The sequence below is a fragment of the Aeromicrobium sp. Leaf291 genome (genome assembly GCF_001423365.1).
In the GTDB taxonomy this organism is placed as follows: Bacteria; Actinomycetota; Actinomycetes; order Propionibacteriales; family Nocardioidaceae; genus Aeromicrobium.
In genome coordinates this window covers 354,556-372,073 of sequence record NZ_LMNM01000002.1, presented here as the reverse complement: position 1 = coordinate 372,073, position 17,518 = coordinate 354,556, and the positions used below count along the sequence as shown (strand labels likewise).

The 17,518-nt window shown below is 72.3% G+C and carries 18 protein-coding genes; 6 read left to right on the top strand and 12 right to left on the bottom strand.

All coding sequences use genetic code 11. The features are described 5' to 3' along the window. Positions 1 to 27: 27 nt before the first annotated feature. The 4 genes from infB to rimP form a co-directional block, all read right to left on the bottom strand. Positions 28 to 2,790 (bottom strand): translation initiation factor IF-2, encoded by a 2,763-nt coding sequence (infB, locus tag ASF35_RS11550; RefSeq protein ID WP_055967420.1) that lies wholly within the window; start codon positions 2,788 to 2,790, stop codon positions 28 to 30. Positions 2,791 to 2,935: 145 nt separating this feature from the next. Then, positions 2,936 to 3,229, bottom strand: coding sequence for a YlxR family protein (locus ASF35_RS11545; protein WP_082481895.1), 294 nt, complete (start codon positions 3,227 to 3,229; stop codon positions 2,936 to 2,938). Next, positions 3,226 to 4,413, bottom strand: a complete 1,188-nt coding sequence (nusA, locus tag ASF35_RS11540) for a transcription termination factor NusA (RefSeq protein ID WP_055967417.1) — start codon at positions 4,411 to 4,413, stop codon at positions 3,226 to 3,228. Before nusA ends, ASF35_RS11545 begins: the two co-directional genes overlap by 4 nt. Then, positions 4,413 to 4,970 carry a ribosome maturation factor RimP gene (gene rimP, locus ASF35_RS11535; protein ID WP_082480782.1) on the bottom strand — a complete coding sequence of 186 codons (558 nt, stop codon included), beginning with the start codon at positions 4,968 to 4,970 and terminating at the stop codon, positions 4,413 to 4,415. Before rimP ends, nusA begins: the two co-directional genes overlap by 1 nt. A 106-nt stretch (positions 4,971 to 5,076) precedes the next feature. Here rimP and ASF35_RS11530 point away from each other — a divergent pair, with 106 nt between their 5' ends. Then, positions 5,077 to 5,532, top strand: coding sequence for a hypothetical protein (locus ASF35_RS11530; RefSeq protein ID WP_156366934.1), 456 nt, complete (start codon positions 5,077 to 5,079; stop codon positions 5,530 to 5,532). A 10-nt stretch (positions 5,533 to 5,542) separates the two neighbouring features. Beyond that, entirely contained in the window at positions 5,543 to 5,950 is a 408-nt protein-coding gene (locus ASF35_RS11525) for a DUF4439 domain-containing protein (RefSeq protein WP_055967409.1), read from the top strand. A gap of 33 nt (positions 5,951 to 5,983) precedes the next feature. Here the strand turns inward: ASF35_RS11525 and ASF35_RS11520 are convergent, their stop codons facing one another. Both ASF35_RS11520 and ASF35_RS11515 read right to left on the bottom strand, forming a co-directional pair. After that, positions 5,984 to 7,729, bottom strand: a complete 1,746-nt coding sequence (locus tag ASF35_RS11520; RefSeq protein ID WP_200931171.1) for a proline--tRNA ligase — start codon at positions 7,727 to 7,729, stop codon at positions 5,984 to 5,986. Between the two features lie 77 nt (positions 7,730 to 7,806). Beyond that, entirely contained in the window at positions 7,807 to 8,169 is a 363-nt protein-coding gene (locus ASF35_RS11515; RefSeq protein WP_055967404.1) for a MauE/DoxX family redox-associated membrane protein, read from the bottom strand. Between the two features lie 76 nt (positions 8,170 to 8,245). Here ASF35_RS11515 and ASF35_RS11510 point away from each other — a divergent pair, with 76 nt between their 5' ends. Further along, the gene (locus ASF35_RS11510; protein ID WP_055967401.1) at positions 8,246 to 8,536 is read left to right on the top strand and encodes a putative quinol monooxygenase; all 291 of its coding nucleotides are present in this window, start codon (positions 8,246 to 8,248) and stop codon (positions 8,534 to 8,536) included. Between the two features lie 11 nt (positions 8,537 to 8,547). On the opposite strand, the gene ASF35_RS11505 is transcribed toward ASF35_RS11510, so the two are convergent. Continuing rightward, positions 8,548 to 9,435 carry a DUF4081 domain-containing GNAT family N-acetyltransferase gene (locus tag ASF35_RS11505; protein WP_055967397.1) on the bottom strand — a complete coding sequence of 296 codons (888 nt, stop codon included), beginning with the start codon at positions 9,433 to 9,435 and terminating at the stop codon, positions 8,548 to 8,550. Positions 9,436 to 9,523: 88 nt separating this feature from the next. Between ASF35_RS11505 and ASF35_RS11500 the strand changes: the two genes are divergently transcribed. Continuing rightward, positions 9,524 to 10,012: a universal stress protein gene (locus ASF35_RS11500; protein ID WP_055967394.1), complete on the top strand. Its 489-nt coding sequence runs from the start codon at positions 9,524 to 9,526 to the stop codon at positions 10,010 to 10,012. A 17-nt stretch (positions 10,013 to 10,029) separates the two neighbouring features. Here ASF35_RS11500 and ispG read toward each other — a convergent pair whose 3' ends face one another. From ispG to ASF35_RS11475, 5 genes are all read right to left on the bottom strand, one after another. Beyond that, positions 10,030 to 11,181 (bottom strand): flavodoxin-dependent (E)-4-hydroxy-3-methylbut-2-enyl-diphosphate synthase, encoded by a 1,152-nt coding sequence (gene ispG, locus ASF35_RS11495; protein WP_055968544.1) that lies wholly within the window; start codon positions 11,179 to 11,181, stop codon positions 10,030 to 10,032. 2 nt (positions 11,182 to 11,183) lie between these two features. Next, a complete protein-coding gene (locus tag ASF35_RS11490) occupies positions 11,184 to 12,512 on the bottom strand; it encodes an RIP metalloprotease (RefSeq protein ID WP_055967392.1) in 1,329 nt (442 codons plus the stop codon). Beyond that, positions 12,509 to 13,756 (bottom strand): 1-deoxy-D-xylulose-5-phosphate reductoisomerase, encoded by a 1,248-nt coding sequence (dxr, locus tag ASF35_RS11485; RefSeq protein ID WP_055967390.1) that lies wholly within the window; start codon positions 13,754 to 13,756, stop codon positions 12,509 to 12,511. Before dxr ends, ASF35_RS11490 begins: the two co-directional genes overlap by 4 nt. 66 nt (positions 13,757 to 13,822) lie before the next feature. Then, positions 13,823 to 14,623: an ABC transporter permease subunit gene (locus tag ASF35_RS11480; protein ID WP_055967388.1), complete on the bottom strand. Its 801-nt coding sequence runs from the start codon at positions 14,621 to 14,623 to the stop codon at positions 13,823 to 13,825. Continuing rightward, complete coding sequence (locus ASF35_RS11475; protein ID WP_055967386.1) at positions 14,620 to 15,546, bottom strand: ATP-binding cassette domain-containing protein; 927 nt, start codon at positions 15,544 to 15,546, stop codon at positions 14,620 to 14,622. The genes ASF35_RS11480 and ASF35_RS11475 overlap by 4 nt, the downstream gene beginning before the upstream one ends. Before the next feature lie 131 nt (positions 15,547 to 15,677). On the opposite strand from ASF35_RS11475, the gene ASF35_RS11470 reads away from it, so the two are divergent. Both ASF35_RS11470 and ASF35_RS11465 read left to right on the top strand, forming a co-directional pair. After that, on the top strand, positions 15,678 to 16,838 hold the full coding sequence (locus ASF35_RS11470; RefSeq protein WP_235497746.1) for a sensor histidine kinase: 1,161 nt from the start codon (positions 15,678 to 15,680) through the stop codon (positions 16,836 to 16,838). Next, positions 16,835 to 17,485: a response regulator transcription factor gene (locus tag ASF35_RS11465; RefSeq protein ID WP_200914536.1), complete on the top strand. Its 651-nt coding sequence runs from the start codon at positions 16,835 to 16,837 to the stop codon at positions 17,483 to 17,485. The genes ASF35_RS11470 and ASF35_RS11465 overlap by 4 nt, the downstream gene beginning before the upstream one ends. The last annotated feature ends 33 nt before the right edge of the window (positions 17,486 to 17,518 follow it).

Below are 17,518 nucleotides of genomic sequence, written 5' to 3'. Positions count from 1 at the left end.
CGGGTGTCGGGCCCGACCCGGGTCACCTCAGGCGCGCGGCTTCTCGCGCAGCTCGAACATCTCCACGACGTCGTCGATCTTGATGTCGCCGTAGCCACGGAGCACCAGACCGCACTCGAAGCCCTCGCGGACCTCGGACACGTCGTCCTTCTCGCGCCGCAGGCTCGAGAGGTCGAGGTTGTCGGCCACCACGGCACCGTCGCGCAGCAGGCGAGCCTTGGCGTTGCGCCGCAGCGTGCCGCTCGTGACCATGCAGCCGGCGATGTTGCCGATCTTGGACGAGCGGAAGATCTCGCGGATCTGCGCCGTGCCCAGCTGGACCTCTTCGAACTCGGGCTTGAGCATGCCCTTGAGGGCCGCCTCGATCTCGTCGATCGCCTGGTAGATCACCGAGTAGTACTTGATCTCGACGCCCTCGCGGTCGGCGAGCTCGGTGGCCTTGCCCTGCGGCCGGACGTTGAAGCCGATGATGACGGCGTTCGACGCGGCAGCCAGGTTGACGTCGGTCTCGGTGATCGCACCGACGCCGCGGTCGATGACCCGCAGGTCGACCTCCTCGCCGACGTCGATGTTGGCGAGCGCGTCCTCGAGCGCCTCGACCGAGCCGGAGCCGTCACCCTTCAGGATGAGCAGCAGCTCGTCGGTCTCGCCCTTCTCCATCGAGGACATGAAGTCCTCGAGGGTCCGGCGACCACTGCGCTTGGCGAGCAGTGCGTTGCGCTCGCGCGCCTCACGCTTCTCGGCCACCTGGCGAGCCAGGCGGTCGTCGGCGACGACCATGAAGTTGTCGCCGGCGCCGGGAACGGCGGTGAGGCCGAGCACGAGCGCGGGACGCGACGGCGTGGCCTCCTCGATGTTCTCGCCGTGCTCGTCGAGCATCGCGCGGACACGACCGAAGGCCGGTCCGGCGACGAGCGAGTCGCCGACGCGCAGGGTGCCGCGGTGCACCAGCACCGTGGCGACCGGGCCGCGACCGCGGTCCAGGTGCGCCTCGATGACCAGGCCCTCGGCGTTCTGCGTCGGGTTGGCGCGCAGGTCGAGCTCGGCGTCCGCCGTCAGCACGACGGCGGCGAGCAGGTCCTCCAGGCCCGTCCCGGCCTTGGCCGAGACGTCGACGAACATCGTGTCGCCGCCGTACTCCTCGGGCACGAGTCCGTACTCGGTGAGCTGGCCGCGAGCCTTGGTCGGATCGGCGTCGGGCTTGTCGATCTTGTTGACCGCGACGACGATCGGCACGCCGGCCGCCTTCGCGTGGTTGAGCGCCTCGACCGTCTGCGGCATGACGCCGTCGTCGGCCGCGACCACGAGGATCGCGATGTCGGTCGCCTGCGCACCACGGGCACGCATGGCCGTGAAGGCCTCGTGACCGGGGGTGTCGATCAGGGTGATGCGACGCTCGTCGCCGTCGACCTCGGTGGCGACCTGGTAGGCGCCGATGGTCTGCGTGATGCCACCGGCCTCCTTGTCGACGACGTTGCTGGAGCGCAGCGCGTCGAGGAGCTTGGTCTTGCCGTGGTCGACGTGACCCATGACCGTGACGACCGGCGGCCGCGCGATGAGGTCGTCGTCGTCGCCCTCGTTCTCGCCGAACTCCAGCGAGAACGACTCGAGCAGCTCGCGGTCCTCGTCCTCGGGCGAGATGACCTCGACCGTGTAGTTGAGCTCCTCGCCGAGCAGCTGCAGCGTCTCGTCGTTGGCCGACTGGGTGGCCGTGACGACCTCGCCCAGGTGGAACAGCACCTCGACGAGCGATGCCGCGTCGACGCCGATCTTGTCGGCGAAGTCGCTCAGCGACGAACCGCGGGTGAGACGGATCGTCTCGCCGTTGCCCTTGCGCACACGCACGCCGCCGATGGCGGGCGCCTGCATCTGGTCGAATTCCTGACGCTTCGCGCGCTTGCTCTTGCGTCCGCGTCGGACCGGGCCACCGGCGCGACCGAACGCGCCCTGCGTGCCACCGCGGCCACCGGGACGGTTGCCGCCGGGACGACCGCCGGGGCCACCGAAGCCGCCACCGCCGCCGGGACGACCGGCGAAGCCGCCGCCACCGCCACCGCCGGGACGACCGCCGGGAGCGCCGCCGCCACCGGGTCGGCCACCGGGACCGCCGGGACGGCCGCCGGGGCCGCCACGGCCACCGGGGCCGGGACGGGAGCCGGCCAGACCGGACTGCTTGGGCATCATGGCCGGGTTGGGACGCGGCATGCCCGGGCGACCGCCCGGCGCAGGAGCCGCTCCACCCTCACGGGCGGCCGGCGGGCGCGGGGGACGGTCCTGCTGCATGCCCTGGCGCGACGAGAACGGATTGTTGCCCGGGCGGGCACCGCCACCGCGCGGTCCCGGACGGGGTCCGGGAGCGGCCGGCTTCGGGCCGGGCTGCGCCGCAGGTGCCTCCGGAGCGGCCTCGGCCGCCGGGGCCTCCGGCTCGGCCGGACGACGCGGACCGGGACGCGGGCCGGGTGCCGGCGCGGCCTTGGGCGCCGCAGGGGCAGGAGCCTCCGCGGCGGGCTCGGCCGCAGCGGGCTGCTCGACGGGCGCGGGGGCCTCGGGGGCCTTGGCCTCGGCCTGGGCCGGTGCCTCCGGCTTGGCCGCAGGCGCCTTCTTGGCAGCCTTCTTCGCACCCTTGTCGCGCAGGGTGTCGCCGTGCTCCTCCTTGAGGCGGCGGACGACCGGCGCCTCGACGGTGGACGACGCGGACTTCACGTACTCACCCATGTCCTTCAACGTGGACAGGATGTCCTTGCTCTGGACTCCGAGCTCTCGTGCGAGCTCGTGGACTCTGACAGCCACTGTTCTCCTTCAGGGGGGTCCGCCCGCCCTGAAGGAGGTGCGGACCCTAGTTGACGTGCAGGCTCATCGGTTGGTTCTCATCGAGAGCTCATGAGCGGTTGCTCCGTTTTCGGGTCGTGGGGCCGGGTGGCCCCCTGGATCGGTGTCACTGGTGCGTGGTGCGGTCGGCGACGGCGTCGAGCGGCGTCAGGTCGAGTGGTCCCTCCAGGCGGAGGGCCCGGCCGAACGCCTTGCGGCGACGTGCCAGCTCCAGGCACCGAGGGTCGGGGTGCAGGTGCGCCCCTCGCCCCGGCATGGACCGCCGTGGATCGGGCGTGACGACCGTGGTCGTCTCCCCCGGGACCGCGACGAGTCGCACCAGAGCGGTCACTGCGTCGCGCGACCGGCAGCCGATGCACGTGCGAGTGACCAGGGTCGAGTCTACCCCGTCCGCGCTCATGCTCCGTTCTCGGGCCTCGACGCACCGGACGGGCGCGCTGGCCCCCCGGCCACGGAGGGGTCCTCGGTGTCGGACCGGATGTCGATGCGCCAGCCCGTGAGCTTCGCGGCGAGGCGGGCGTTCTGGCCCTCCTTGCCGATCGCGAGGGAGAGCTGGAAGTCGGGAACGACCACCCTCGCCGCACGAGCCTGCTCGTCGACCACCGTCACCTGCTTGACGCGCGACGGCGAGAGCGCGTGACCGATGTACGCAGCCGGCTCGTCGCTGTAGTCGACGATGTCGATCTTCTCGCCGTGCAGCTCGTGCATGACGTTGCGGACGCGCTGGCCCATCGGTCCGATGCAGGCGCCCTTGGCGTTGACCCCGGCCGCCTTGGCGCGCACGGCGATCTTCGTGCGATGTCCGGCCTCACGGGCCACGCCCATGATCTCGACCGCACCGTCGGCGATCTCGGGCACCTCCAGCGCGAACAGCAGGCGCACCAGGTTCGGATGCGTGCGCGAGACCTTGACCCGCGGCCCACGCATGCCCTTCTCGACCTCGTACACGTAGGCCTTGATGCGCTCGCCGTGGGCGTACTTCTCCTCCGCCACGCGCTCGGACGCCGGCAGCAGCGCCTCGACACGGCCCAGGTCGATCATGACGTCGCCGGGCCGGCTGCCCTGCTGGATGACGCCGGAGACGATGTCGCCGACCTTGCCGGAGAACTCGCCGAACTTCTGCTCGTCCTCCGCGTCACGCAGACGCTGCATGATCAGCTGGCGCGCCACTGCGGCGGCGAACCGGCCGAAGTCCTCGGGGGTGTCGTCGAACTCCTCGGAGAACCGTGGCGGGGCCGGGGCGGTGGTGGGAGCGGGGGCCGGCTGGGCAGCGACGGTCCCGTCCGTGTCGGCCGCTGCGTCCTCGGCCGCGCCCTCCTGCCCGGTCTCCGTCGAGGTCCCAGTGTCGGGCGCGGTCTCGGGCGCGGTCTCGGGCTGCGCCTGCGGCTCGGGCTCGAGTCGCTCCTTCGCCCACACGGTGACGTGGCCGCTCGCGCGGTCGAGCACGACCCGCGCGTGGGAGTGGGCGTAGGGCGTCTTGTGGTAGGCCGACAGCAGCGCTGTCTCGATGGCCTCGACGACCACCTCGAAGGAGATGTCCTTCTCGCGTTCCAGCGCACGCAGTGCGCTCATGTCGATGTCCATCAGGAGTCCTTCTCGCGGTTCCGGTCGGTGGGGCGTGACGTGCCGGGCCGGCCCTGCACCGGCCGTCGGGGCTGCTTGGAGCGACCCGTCGTGGGGGCCTTGGGGGCACCCAGCTCCGGCGTCACGAGGGCACGGGCGACCTCGGAGTACTCCAGACGGCGCTGCTGGCCCTTGACGGTGAGCTCGACGCCCGTGTCGTCGCTGCCCACGACACGCCCCGTGACGGAGGGACCGTCGTGAAGCGTCACCGCCACCAGCCGGCCGACGTTGCGCCGCCAGTGCCGGGGCTCGGTCAGAGGGCGGTCGAGGCCACGGGAGGTGACCTCCAGCGTGTAGGGCTCCTCGCCCATGGCGCTGCCCTCGTCGAGAGCGGCGGACACGACGCGCGTGGCGTCGGTGATGAGGTCGATCGGGACGCCACCGTCGGCGTCGACCGCGATCCTCAGGAGGCGCTTGGACCCCGAGCGGGACAGCTCCACCGCCTCCAGGTCCAGTCCGAGCGGCGTCAGCGCGCCTCGGACCTCGTCCTCCACGCGGTCGGCCTGCGGGTCCGCCATCTCGAGCAGCCTCCTGTGTTCTGTTGTCGACACGTCACGTGCGGCGAGCCGAAGGGACGGCCTGCCGCAGGCGACCACTCTAGCGGTCACGGACTAGGCTGCCGTGGTGGTCAGCCGTCGCGTCGTCGTGGGGTCCGGGCTCGCCGTCGTCGCGGCCGGGGCGGGCCTGCACGTGGCCGGACGCGACGACGACCTGCTGCGTGCACTCGGCGCCCGCCCGCACCCGATCCCGGACGCGTCGGACACCGCGCTGCTGCGGACGGCGGCCTCCGAGCAGGTCTCGCTGGTGAGCGCCGTCGAGCAGCTCGGCGGCGCCGACGAGACCCTGGTGGACGTGCTGCGCGAGCAGCTGGAGGCGCTGGGTGGCCCTCCGGGCGGCTCCACTCCCCCGGCCTCGGAGATCACCGGCGGCGGCGCCGCCGTGGCGCGTGCCGTCGCGGCCGCCGCGCGACGCCGCGAGTCCGACGCGTTGACGGCGGTCTCCCCCGACCTCGCGCGGGTGCTGGCGTCCTTGGCCGCCGGCCAGGCCCAGGTCGCCCGGACGCTCGGACGTCGGGGCTGAGAGCGCGACCATGAGCACTCCGTCCCCGGTCGGCGCCCTTCAACGGCGCCTCGCCCTTGAGCACGAGGCGGTCTGGCTCGCCTCGCTGGTGGCCGGTCGCTTCTCGGCCCTGCGCGACGCCGCGAGCGACGCCCTCGTCCGCCACCGTCGGTCGCGGGACAGCCTGATCGCCCGGGTCGCGGCGGCGGGCGCCACGCCGGTGGGCCCGCAGGCGTCCTACGGCACCGCACCGGCGACGGCCGACGACGCTCGGCAGCGTCTGGCCGACGTCAGTGACCGGCTGTGCACGGCCACTCTGCCGCTCGTGACGCTCGGCGGAGCCGGCGACCGCCGCGAGGCCCTGGCCTCGCTGCGTGCCTCCGCGCTGGAGGCCATCGACTGGGGCGCCTCCCCGACCGCGTTCCCCGGACTCGGCTGACCCGGCCCGGCGGGCTGTGGTCCGTCGGGTCGATCAGCGGCACACGGCGCGCAGCTCGTCGACGAGACCCGCGACCGGCACGTCGCGTCGTGATCCCGTCGCGCGGTCCTTCACCTCGACGACACCGTCGGCCAGACCCTTGCCGACCACCACGATCGTGGGCATCCCGAGCAGCTCGGCGTCCTTGAACTTGACGCCGGGCGAGACCTTGGGCCGGTCGTCGTGGAGCACGGTGACACCGGCGGCCTCGAGGTCGGCGACCAGCCGGTCGGCGGCCTCGAACTGCTCGGGCTGCTTGCCCGCCACGACGAGGTGCACGTCGTAGGGGGCGAGCTCGCGGGGCCAGACGATGCCGATCTCGTCGTGCGAGCTCTCCACCACGGCCGCCACGGCACGGGAGATCCCGACGCCGTAGGAGCCCATCGTGACCGTCACGAGCTTGCCGTTCTCGTCGAGCACCTGGAGCCCGAGGGCCTGCGCGTACTTGCGTCCCAGCTGGAAGATGTGGCCCATCTCGATGCCGCGGGCCAGCTCGAGCGGCCCGGAGCCGTCGGGAGCCGGGTCGCCGGCGCGCACCTCAGCGGCCTCGATCGTGCCGTCGGGCGTGAAGTCGCGGCCCGCCACGAGATCGACGACGTGGGACCCGCGGACGTTCGCACCCGTGACCCACCGGCTGCCCTCGACGACGCGGGGGTCGACGAGGTAGCGGATGCCGCTCTCGGACTCCGCGCCCAGGGCGGCCGGACCGATGTAGCCCTTGACCAGGAGCGGGTGCGCGGCGAAGTCGTCCTCGGTGAACGGCTCGACCTCGGCGGGCGAGACCTGGGTCTCCAGGCGCTTGGGGTCGACCTCGCGGTCGCCGGGCACGCCGATGGCGAGCGGCTCGCGGCTGCCGTCGGGGTGCCGCAGCACCACCAGCACGTTCTTGAGCGTGTCGCCCGCGTGCCAGGGTCGGTCCTCGCGCGGGAAGTGCTCCTGCAGGTGCGCGACGAGCGTCTCGATGGTGGGGGTGTCGGGGGTCTGCTCGGCGTGCGCAGCGGGCGCGTCGTCGAGGGGCAGGGGGTCGGGCACCACGGTGGTGACGGCCTCGACGTTCGCCGCGTAGCCGCCGGGGGAACGCACGAACGTGTCCTCGCCGACCTCGGCGACGGCGAGGAACTCCTCGCTGGCCGAGCCACCCATGGCTCCGGAGTCGGCGTGGACGATGACGTAGTCCAGCCCCAGCCGGTCGAAGATCCGGACGTAGGCCTCGCGGTGGGCCCGGTAGCTGGCCTCCAGGCCGGCGTCGTCGACGTCGAAGGAGTAGGAGTCCTTCATGACGAACTCGCGTCCGCGCAGGATGCCGGCACGGGGACGCGCCTCGTCGCGGTACTTCGTCTGGATCTGGTAGAGGCTCAGGGGCAGGTCCTTGTACGAGGAGTAGAGGTCCTTGACCAGGAGGGCGAACATCTCCTCGTGCGTGGGGCCGAGCAGCATGTCGGTCCCGCGACGGTCCTTCAGCCGGAACAGGTTCGGGCCGTACTCGACCCAGCGGTTGGTGGCCTCGTAGGGCTCACGCGGGAGCAGCGCGGGGAACCGCACCTCCTGCGAGCCGATGGCGTCCATCTCCTCGCGGACGATCTGCTCGACCTTGGCGAGCACCTTGAGCCCCAGCGGCAGCCACGAGTAGATACCGGGCGCCACGCGACGCACGTAGCCCGCCCGGACGAGCAGCTTGTGGCTCGGGACCTCCGCGTCGGCGGGGTCGTCTCGCAGGGTTCGCAGGAACAGCTGGGACATGCGCATGGACCGACCCTATCGAGGGTGTCGGCGGTACCTCGCGCGCGAGGTGGCCCAGGGTGGGGCCAGGGCGTGTCCTAGCCGCGGGACGCCTTGAGCGCGGTGCGCACGAGCGGGGCCTGCAGCGGCAGACGCGCGAGGGTGCCGACCTTCCACCCCGTCGACGCGCGCCGGCTGCGCACCGCGTCGGCCGCCATCTGCAGGTTCGCCGGGAACACCCCGACGAGCAGCGCGGCCGATGCCGTCCCGCCCGCACGACGGGTGCGGGGGTGGACGAGCAGGGCCGCGCACGCGATCTCCACCGCGCCGGAGCCCAGGACGAGCTCGCGCTTGTACGGCAGGGGCCTCGGGACCATCGACTCGAAGAGTGCCGGCTTCACGAAGTGGGCGACCCCCGCGGCGGCGAGGAGTCCGGCGAGCGCCTTCACGTCACGATCCATGCCCGCACCCTAGCGAGGTGACGCGTGGAAGGATCGGTCCCGGCCCTGCCGACCCGACCAGCCCCAGGAGTACTCCATGACCGTCATCGCCACCCTCGAGCTCCGGCTGCGGCCCGACCGGCTGGACGACGCGCCGGCCGTCCTCGAGGAGGTCCTCGCCGAGACCCGGGCCTTCCCCGGCAACCACGGGGTCGAGGTGCTGACGGACGTCGAGGACCCCACGCACGTCACCGCCCTCGAGCGCTGGGAGAGCCTGGAGCACGACGACGCCTACCGCACCTGGCGGGCGGGCGACGGGCAGCGTCCCGCGCTGGCCGCCCTGCTGGCTGCGGCACCCGTGCTCACCCGGTGGAGCACGTCGAGCTGACTCCGGACGCCTTACAGCAGGATCGAGGCGAAGGTGTCGACCTGGCGCATCCCGACGCGGTCGTAGGTGGCGCGAGCCGGGGCGTTGAAGTCGTTGACGTAGAGCGTGACGTCGGGTGCGACGTCGCGCCGGACGAGACGCACCACGCCCGCGAGTGCCGGGGCTGCGATCCCACGGCCGCGGTGATCAGGGTGCACCCACACGCCCTGGAGCTGGCACACCCCGTCGACCGCGGCCCCGACCTCGGTCTTGAACAGCACCTGGCCGCGCTCGATGATCGCGAACGCCCAGCCCCGCGCGACGAGCTGCCCGACCCGAGCCCGGTAGCCGACGCTCCCGCCGGCCTCCGGGTCGATCCCGACCTCCTCGCGGAACATCGCGACGGAGGCGGGGTACAGCGCGTCGACCTCGTCGATCATGACGTGGCGGACCCGCGGGTCCGCCGGCAGAGCGGGGTCGTGGTCGATGGCGAGGAACGGCTGGTCGGCCCGGACCGAGCGCGCCGGGCCCCACAGCCCCTCCAGACGTGACCACAGCCGCAGCACCGCCTCCTGGGGACCCACCAGCGAGGCACTGCGGCGTCCGCCGGGGCCCGTGTCGGCGGCCAGGAGGTGCTCGGCGAAGCCGTCGATCGCCACCGCGTCGGCCTGAACCGGGACGAGGTTGGCGCCACTGTGGCAGGCGGCGACGAGGACGCCGTCCCGGAAGCAGCCGAGGATCGACCCGCCGAGCAGCACGTCGCGCAGCCCGGTCTCCGCGACGCGGTGCCGGACGAAGAGGTTGGCTCGCGCGTCGCGGGCGGTGAGGCGGACGAGGTCGGGGACGTCACCGGGGGTCAGCGCTCGGACCACCTGGTCTCCAGGCCCGGCGCCGGCACGCGCGTCGACCAGCTGGGTCATCGCGCACCTCCGTCCGTCCGCAGCACGGCGTGCCGAGACCTCGTCAGCGTAGCGCCGGAGGTGATCCCACGCCGTCCTACGATGAGTCATGACGTCACCCGGTCCCCTCGTCGTCGGTCACGACGGCTCCCGCTTCTCCGACTCCGCCCTCGCCTGGGCGCTCGACCACGCCGAGGCCGCTGGTCTGCCCGTGCACGTCGTGCGCGCCTGGTCGATCTCCACCGCCGCGCGCCCGGCCGACGCCCGCCCCGGCTTCGTCCCGGGCGTCGACGAGCTGGGCCGCGCCACGCAGGCCGCGCTCGAGGCCGACACCGCCGACGCCCGTGCGGCGCACCCCGACGTGCCGGTCACCCTCGAGGCCGTGCACGGGCCCGCGGACGACACCCTGCTCGAGGCGTCGCGCGGCGCCACCATGGTCGTGATCGGCCCCCGCGGCCTGGGCGGCTTCGCCGGGCTGCTGCTCGGCTCGGTCAGCGACCGGCTGGTCCGACACGCGTCGTGCCCCGTGCTGGTGCTGCGCGGTCAGGACGACGCCTCCGCGCCGCGGTCACGGCCGATCGACAGCGTGGTCGACTAGCGGCGGTCGTCCGGGCCTCAGCCCGACACGTCGACCGAGGCGGTGGCGCCCTCCACGGGCTCCATCGTCTCGGCGATGCGCATGGCCTCCTCGATGAGGGTCTCGACGATCTTGCTCTCGGGCACGGTCTTGATGACCTCGCCCTTGACGAAGATCTGACCCTTGCCGTTGCCCGAGGCGACACCGAGGTCGGCCTCGCGAGCCTCGCCCGGTCCGTTGACGACGCAGCCCATGACGGCCACGCGCAGCGGGACCTCGAGGCCGTCGAGCCCGGCCGTGACCTGCTCGGCCAGCGTGTACACGTCGACCTGCGCGCGACCGCACGACGGGCACGAGACGATCTCGAGCTTGCGCGGGCGCAGGTTGAGCGACTGCAGGATCTGGATGCCGACCTTGACCTCCTCGACCGGCGGTGCCGACAGGGAGACCCGGATCGTGTCGCCGATGCCGTTGCCCAGCAGGTGCCCGAAGGCCACGGCGCTCTTGATGGTGCCCTGGAACGCCGGACCGGCCTCCGTGACGCCGAGGTGCAGCGGCCAGTCGCCTCGCTCGGAGAGCAGCTCGTAGGCCTTCACCATGATCACGGGGTCGTTGTGCTTGACCGAGATCTTGAAGTCGTGGAAGTCGTGCTCCTCGAACAGCGAGGCCTCCCACACGGCAGACTCCACGAGCGCCTCGGGCGTGGCCTTGCCGTACTTCTCGAGCAGGCGCTTGTCGAGGCTGCCGGCGTTGACGCCGATGCGCAGCGAGACCCCGGCATCCTTGGCGGCCTTCGCGATCGCGCCGACCTGGTCGTCGAACTTGCGGATGTTGCCCGGGTTCACGCGCACGGCGGCACAGCCGGCGTCGATGGCCGCGAACACGTACTTCGGCTGGAAGTGGATGTCGGCGATCACGGGGATCTGCGACTTGCGCGCGATGTCGGGAAGTGCGTCGGCGTCGTCCTGGCTCGGGCACGCCACGCGCACGATGTCGCAGCCGGCGGCCGTCAGCTCGGCGATCTGCTGCAGGGTGCTGTTGACGTCGGAGGTGAGCGTCGTGGTCATGGACTGCACCGACACCGGGGCGTCGCCGCCGACGTCGATCGAGCCGACCTTGATCTTGCGGGTCTTGCGCCGCGGCGTGAGGACGGGCGGCGGCGCCTCGGGCATGCCGAGCGATACGGGGATGCTCACGAGATGCTCACCGGGTTCACGATGTCGGCGTAGATCAGGATGACGCTCATGACCATCAGGATGCCACCCACCACGTAGGCGACCGGCAGCATCCTCGCCACGTCGACGTATCCGGGGTCGGGACGCCTCCGCAGCCGCGCCCAGCCCCGCCGGATCGCCTCCCACAGGGCGCCCGCGATGTGACCACCGTCGAGCGGCAGCAGCGGGATGAAGTTGAACAGCGCGAGGAAGAGGTTCAGCGAGGCGAGCAGACCGAGGATCCGCTGCGCCCGCTCGGACCACGTGGGTTCGTCGACGGTGACCAGCTCGCCGGCCACGCGGCTCGCGCCGACCACGCTGATCGGTCCGTCGGCCGGGCGCTCGGCACCGAAGGCAGCCTTGGTGACCTCGACCATCCGCACCGGGAGGTGGGCGATGGCGTCGGCCGTGGCCACCACCTGCTCACCCATCACCTCGGCCACGGTGCCGGGTCCCTGGCGTTGCATCGCCTGGGTGGGCTCCACGCCGAGGAACCCGACCCGCTCGGTGCGCTCGGGGTCGTCGACCGACGCCCGGGCGAGGACCGTGGTGGGCACCTCCGCGGCGATCTCGCGACCGTCCCGCTCCACGACGATCCGCGCCTCGTCGCCACCGTTGCCGCGAATGAGCCCCGAGAGCTGCTCCCACGAGGTGATCCGCTCGCCGTTGAACGAGACGAACCGGTCCCCCGGCTGGAGACCGGCCTGCTTGGCCGGCGTGACGGGGTCGGCGTCGGTGCACGTGCGACCGGCCTCGGCGTCGCTGATGGCACAGTCCGAGACCGCCGCCACGGTGGTGGTGGGGGTGAGCGCGCCGAAGCCCATGAGGACGACGGCGAACAGCACGACCGCGATGGCCACGTTCACCATGGGGCCGCCGGCCATCACGATGAGCTTCTGCCACCACGGCTTCTTGTAGAACAGCCGGTCGGCGTCGTCGTCGTCGACGAGCTCGTACTCGGCGTGGCGGGCGTCGCTCACCAGCTGGGTGAACAGGCCGGTGTTCGTGTCGCGGACCCGTTCGGGTGCCGTCGCTCCCCCGACGGGCACGTCTTCCTGCGAACGCCGCTCCGGCGGGAGCATGCCGACGAGCTTCACGTAGCCGCCGAGCGGGATCGACTTGATGCCGTACTCGGTCTCGCCGCGTCGGAACGACCAGACCGTGTTGCCGAACCCGACGAAGTACTGGGTGACCTTGATGCCGAACTTCTTCGCCGGGTACAGGTGGCCGAGCTCGTGCAGGGCGATCGAGGCGATGACGCCGAGGACGAAGACGACGACGCCGAGGGCGTAGACGAGCCCGGTCACGCGCGGGTCCCGCCCGGTGCTGTCACGGTGTTCGATCGCATGGGAGCTTCCTCCACGAGGGCCCTCGCCCGGTCCCGGGCTCGGGTGTCGGCCTCGAGCACGAGGTCGAGGGTCAGGTCGGCGTGGGCGACGTCGGGGTCGTCGAGGTGCTCGGCCAGGACCGCTCCCACGGTGTCAACGATGCCAAGGAAGTCCAACTCGCCGGCCACGAAGGCGTCGACGCACACCTCGTTGGCCGCGTTGAGCACCGCCGGCGCCGTCCGACCGTGCTCCCCCGCCCGGCGCGCCAGGCGGACGGCGGGGAACGCGATCTCGTCCAGGGGGAAGAACTCCCAGGCGGTCGGGGCGCTCCAGTCGCAGGCCCGGGCCGAGCCGGGCACGCGCTCGGGCCAGGCCAGCCCGAGGGCGATGGGCAGGCGCATGTCGGGCGGCGAGGCCTGGACCATCGTGGACCCGTCGACGTACTCGACCATGGAGTGCACGACCGACGACGGGTGCACGACCACGTCGATGCGGTCGAAGCCGATGCCGAACAGCAGGTGCGCCTCGATCACCTCGAGACCCTTGTTGACGAGCGTGGCCGAGTTGATCGTGATGACCGGACCCATGTCCCACGTCGGGTGCGCCATGGCCTGCTCGGGCGTGACGTCGGCCAGCTCGTCGCGGGTCCGCCCACGGAACGGTCCACCACTGGCCGTCACCAGGAGACGCTGGACGTCCTCGATCCGTTCGCCACGCAGGGCCTGCGCGATGGCCGAGTGCTCGGAGTCGACCGGAACGATCTGACCCGGTGCGGCGAGGGAGGTGACCAGGTCGCCACCGACGATCAGGGACTCCTTGTTGGCGAGGGCGAGCGTGGTCCCGGTCTCGAGCGCGGCCAGCGTCGGCCTGAGCCCGACGGCCCCGGTCATGCCGTTGAGCACGACGTCGACGTCGGCCCGGGCCACCTCGGTGGCGGCGTCCGGTCCGGCGAGCAGCTTCGGGAGGCGGTGGTCGCCCTCGGACCACCCGCGTCGCTTGGCCTCGGCGTAGAGCGCCAGCTGCACGTCCTGGGCGGCGGTGGCCCTGGCCACCGAGACCAGCTCCACCTCGTGCCGGATCGCCTGGGCGGCCAGCAGGCCCGGGTCCGAGCCGCCGGCTGCGAGCGCCACCACGTCGAACCGCTCCGGGGCGGCCTCGACCACCTCCAGGGCCTGGGTACCGATGGAGCCGGTGGAACCGAGAATGGCGACACGCTTTCGCATGTCGCCATTCTCTCTCACCGGCACCGGGTGTCCCGCCCGGGCGCCGGAGGTCTCATCGCCGCCGGGTCACTTGACCTCGGACCGACGGATCAGCCAGATGCCGAGCGCCAGCGGGATCACGAACCAGATGACCCCGGACGTGCCCAGCTGTGCCCACTCCTCGCCGGTGAGGTTGCCCTCGAACAGCTTGCTCTGCGAGAAGTTGAAGTCGATCCACGGCTGCAGGTCCTTGAACCAGTCCTGGAACGCGGCCAGGATCCCGAACACGGTCGGCAGGACGAAGCCGTACACGAAGTAGCCGACGATCGCGGCGGGCGTGTTGCGGAACAGTGCGCCGAGGGTGAAGCCCAGCAGCAGGCCCAGGATGTTGGCCAGCAGGATCGTGAGGAACTGGGTGAGCGTGACGTCCCAGTCGGCGTCGATCCCGTTGATCGCGGCACCGGCGAGGTTGCCGACCGCGCCGATCGCGAAGGCCACCAGCACGGAGATGATGCCGACGAGCACCGAGGCGACGATCTTGGCGTTGATGATCGAGCCGCGGTGCGGCACGAGCGTGAACGTCGTCAGGCCGCTGCGCTGGCTCCACTCACCCGTGACGGACAGGATCGCCACCACCGGCAGGAGGATGCCGAGCGGCACGCCGAAGGCGGTCGCGAAGACGGCGTAGGAGATGACACTGTCGGGAGCGAACGCGATCACCGAGACGGCCGCGATCAGCGACAGCACGACGATGCTGATCATCAGCCAGCGACCGGCGCGGGTGTCGAACATCTTGCGCAGCTCGACCCGGACGAGCCGGGCGAACGGGATGCCGGGACGGTCGGTGGAGACCGACGCGGGCAGCGGGCTTGCGGTGGTGGCGCTCATGCCACGCCTCCTTCGGTGGTGGTCTTCTCGCGCTGGGTCGAGGACGTGAGCTCGAGGAACATGTCCTCGAGCCCCGCGCCTCCGGCGGGCCGGAGCTCGACGAGGGCGACGCCGGCCGCGAGGGCGGCCTGGCCGACCTGCTCGGCGCCGACGGCGACCTGCAGGCCGCCCTGGACGGCGGTGGGCTGCTGCCCGGCGCCCACGAGCGCCTTCTGCAGCTGCTCGTCGTCGACCGAGTGGACGAAGGTGGAGTCCGCTCCGCCGCGTGCGCGGTGCATGAGCTCGTCCTTCGTGCCCTGGGCGACGATCTTGCCGTGGCCGATGACGATGATCTCGTCGGCGATGATCTCGATCTCGTGCAGCAGGTGCGAGCTCAGCAGCACCGTGCCGCCGCGGTCGGCGTAGTGGCGCAGCAGGCTGCGCATCCAGTGGATGCCGGCCGGGTCGAGACCGTTGGCCGGCTCGTCGAGGATGAGCACCTTGGGATCGCCGAGCAGCGCGTTGGCGATGCCGAGTCGCTGGCGCATGCCGAGCGAGTAGTTCTTCACCCGGCGCTTGGACTCGGTGTCGCTCAGGCTGACGAGCTCGAGCATCTCGTCGACGCGGCTGCTGGGCAGACCCATGGTCAGGGCCGACAGGGTGAGGATCTCGCGGCCGGTACGGCCGGCGTGCTGCGCCGAGGCGTCGAGGAGCACGCCGACCTGCGTGCCCGGGTTGGGGATGTCGCGGTAGTCGACGCCGTCGATGAGGGCCTGGCCGACGGAGGCCGGGGTGAGGCCGGTCATGATGCGCATCGTCGTCGACTTGCCGGCACCGTTCGGCCCGAGGAAGCCGGTGACGGCCCCTGGGCGACAGGTGAAGCTGACGTCGTCGACGGCGGTGAAGCCGGCGTACGTCTTGGTGAGGTTCTGGACCTGGATCATGACCCCAGCCTGCCCGACGTGGTGCGTCGTGGGCATCCGCCACGCAGCCACGATCCGGTCGCCGAAAGTATGAGCCTCGCCGGCCGGGTGGACGTGGCACGGCCCGCACCCACGTCGGTAGCGTGACGCCGGTGAGCCCCCCGCCCCCGACCGTGACGCGATGGGGGCAGGTCTGGCGACTCCTGCTCGTGCTCGCGGTCACGGGCCTGTCGTGGGTCGAGCTCGCCCCGTGGCAGCTCGCCAACGCGCCCGGGTGGTTCGCTGCCGACATCGCGATCGGGGTGGTGAGCACGGTGGCCACCTTCCGGTGGCGGCACCGCTTCCCGGTGGCGACCGCGCTGGTCACCAACGTCGTGAGCATCGTGTCGTTCAGCTCCGGGGGCGCGGCGAGCCTCGCGCTCGTGTCGCTGGCCACGCGCCGACGCTGGCGCGAGATCGTCCCCGTCACGATCGTGGTGGCGCTGACGATCCCGGTCGTGGTGGCCATCAACCCGGTCCCGGGGCCCGACCCACGACTCGACGCCGCCGTGGTGGTCGTCGTCATCGGCCTCATGGTGGCGGTGGGGCTCTACGTCGGGTCGCGGCGTGAGCTGCTGGCCACGCTCCGCTCCAGGGCCGAGATCGCCGAGGCGGAGCAGGCGGCGAAGGTGGCGCAGGCCCGCGGCGCCGAGCGCACGCGCATCGCCCGGGAGATGCACGACGTGCTCGCGCACCGGATCTCGCTGGTCACCATGCACGCGGGGGCGCTGGCCTACCGGGACGACCTCCCGCCGGAGCAGGTGCGTGAGGCCGCCCGCACGATCCAGGAGACGGCCCACCAGGCCATGACCGAGCTGAGGGGTGTGCTCGGCGTGCTCCGCGACGGTCCCGGCGACGCGGCCCCCGAGCTGCCGCAGCCGTCCGCGGGCGACCTGCGGATCCTCGTGGAGGAGTGGGCGCGTGCCGGGATGCGCGTCGACCTGTCGGTGGACGGCGACCTCGACGACGTTCCCGACGCGGAGGGCCGCACGATCTTCCGCGTCGTGCAGGAGGGTCTCACCAACGCGCACAAGCACGCGACCGACACCGCCGTCACGGTGCGCGTGGAGGCCGAGGGCGGAGCGGGTGTGCGGGCCGTGGTGACGAACCCGCTGCGCGTCGGCACCACCCGCACCACGGCGCCACCACCGGGGGCCGGCCTGGGCCTGGTGGGCCTGCGGGAGCGGGTGGAGCTCGCCGGCGGTCGGCTGACGCAGAAGGTGACGCCCGACCAGCGCTACGTGCTCGAGGCGTGGGTACCGTGGCCGGCGTGACCCGGCTGCTCCTCGTCGACGACGACGCACTGGTGCGAGCCGGCCTGGCGCTCATGCTCGGCGGGTCCGACGAGCTCGAGGTCGTCGCCGAGGCGTCCAACGGCCGCGAGGCGGTCGCCCGGGTCCGCGAGGGCGACGTCGACGTGGTGCTGATGGACCTGCGGATGCCGGTGATGGACGGGATCGACGCGACCGCCGCGATCGTCGCCCTGCCCTCGGCGCCCCGCGTCCTGGTGCTGACCACCTTCGACGCCGACGACTACGTCGTGCGGGCACTGGCCGCAGGGGCGCACGGGTTCCTCCTGAAGGACACCCCGCCGGCGCAGATCGTCGAGGCCATCGCCACGGTGACCTCCGGCGAGCCCGCGCTGTCGCCGGCGATCACCCGTCGACTCATCGAGCAGGTGACGGACGGGTCGGGCGACGGCCGCGAGACGCGGGCCGCGGTCCTGGTGGCGTCGCTGACCGACCGCGAGCGCGACGTGGCCCGGGCGATCGGGAGAGGCGCGTCCAACGCCGAGATCGCCTCGGAGCTGCACCTCAGCCTCGCGACCGTGAAGGCGCACATCTCCCACCTCTTCACCAAGCTGGACGCCGTGAACCGGGTGCAGGTGGCGATCACGATGCACGACGCGGGCCTCCTGTAGCGCACGGCACGTCGTCTGGAGGTGCCTGCAGCG

What these genes read in the sequence shown, in the direction of transcription:
- ASF35_RS11545 (WP_082481895.1), bottom strand. Translation starts at nt 3,229, where the DNA reads ATGAGCGCGGACGGGGTAGACTCGACCCTGGTCACTCGCACGTGCATC.
- ASF35_RS11480 (WP_055967388.1), bottom strand. Translation starts at nt 14,623, where the DNA reads ATGAGCGCCACCACCGCAAGCCCGCTGCCCGCGTCGGTCTCCACCGAC.
- ASF35_RS11525 (WP_055967409.1), top strand. Translation starts at nt 5,543, where the DNA reads ATGAGCACTCCGTCCCCGGTCGGCGCCCTTCAACGGCGCCTCGCCCTT.
- ASF35_RS11510 (WP_055967401.1), top strand. Translation starts at nt 8,246, where the DNA reads ATGACCGTCATCGCCACCCTCGAGCTCCGGCTGCGGCCCGACCGGCTG.
- rimP (WP_082480782.1), bottom strand. Translation starts at nt 4,970, where the DNA reads ATGGCGGACCCGCAGGCCGACCGCGTGGAGGACGAGGTCCGAGGCGCG.
- ASF35_RS11505 (WP_055967397.1), bottom strand. Translation starts at nt 9,435, where the DNA reads ATGACCCAGCTGGTCGACGCGCGTGCCGGCGCCGGGCCTGGAGACCAG.
- ASF35_RS11475 (WP_055967386.1), bottom strand. Translation starts at nt 15,546, where the DNA reads ATGATCCAGGTCCAGAACCTCACCAAGACGTACGCCGGCTTCACCGCC.
- ASF35_RS11515 (WP_055967404.1), bottom strand. Translation starts at nt 8,169, where the DNA reads ATGGATCGTGACGTGAAGGCGCTCGCCGGACTCCTCGCCGCCGCGGGG.
- ASF35_RS11500 (WP_055967394.1), top strand. Translation starts at nt 9,524, where the DNA reads ATGACGTCACCCGGTCCCCTCGTCGTCGGTCACGACGGCTCCCGCTTC.
- nusA (WP_055967417.1), bottom strand. Translation starts at nt 4,413, where the DNA reads ATGGACATCGACATGAGCGCACTGCGTGCGCTGGAACGCGAGAAGGAC.
- ASF35_RS11520 (WP_200931171.1), bottom strand. Translation starts at nt 7,729, where the DNA reads ATGTCCCAGCTGTTCCTGCGAACCCTGCGAGACGACCCCGCCGACGCG.
- dxr (WP_055967390.1), bottom strand. Translation starts at nt 13,756, where the DNA reads ATGCGAAAGCGTGTCGCCATTCTCGGTTCCACCGGCTCCATCGGTACC.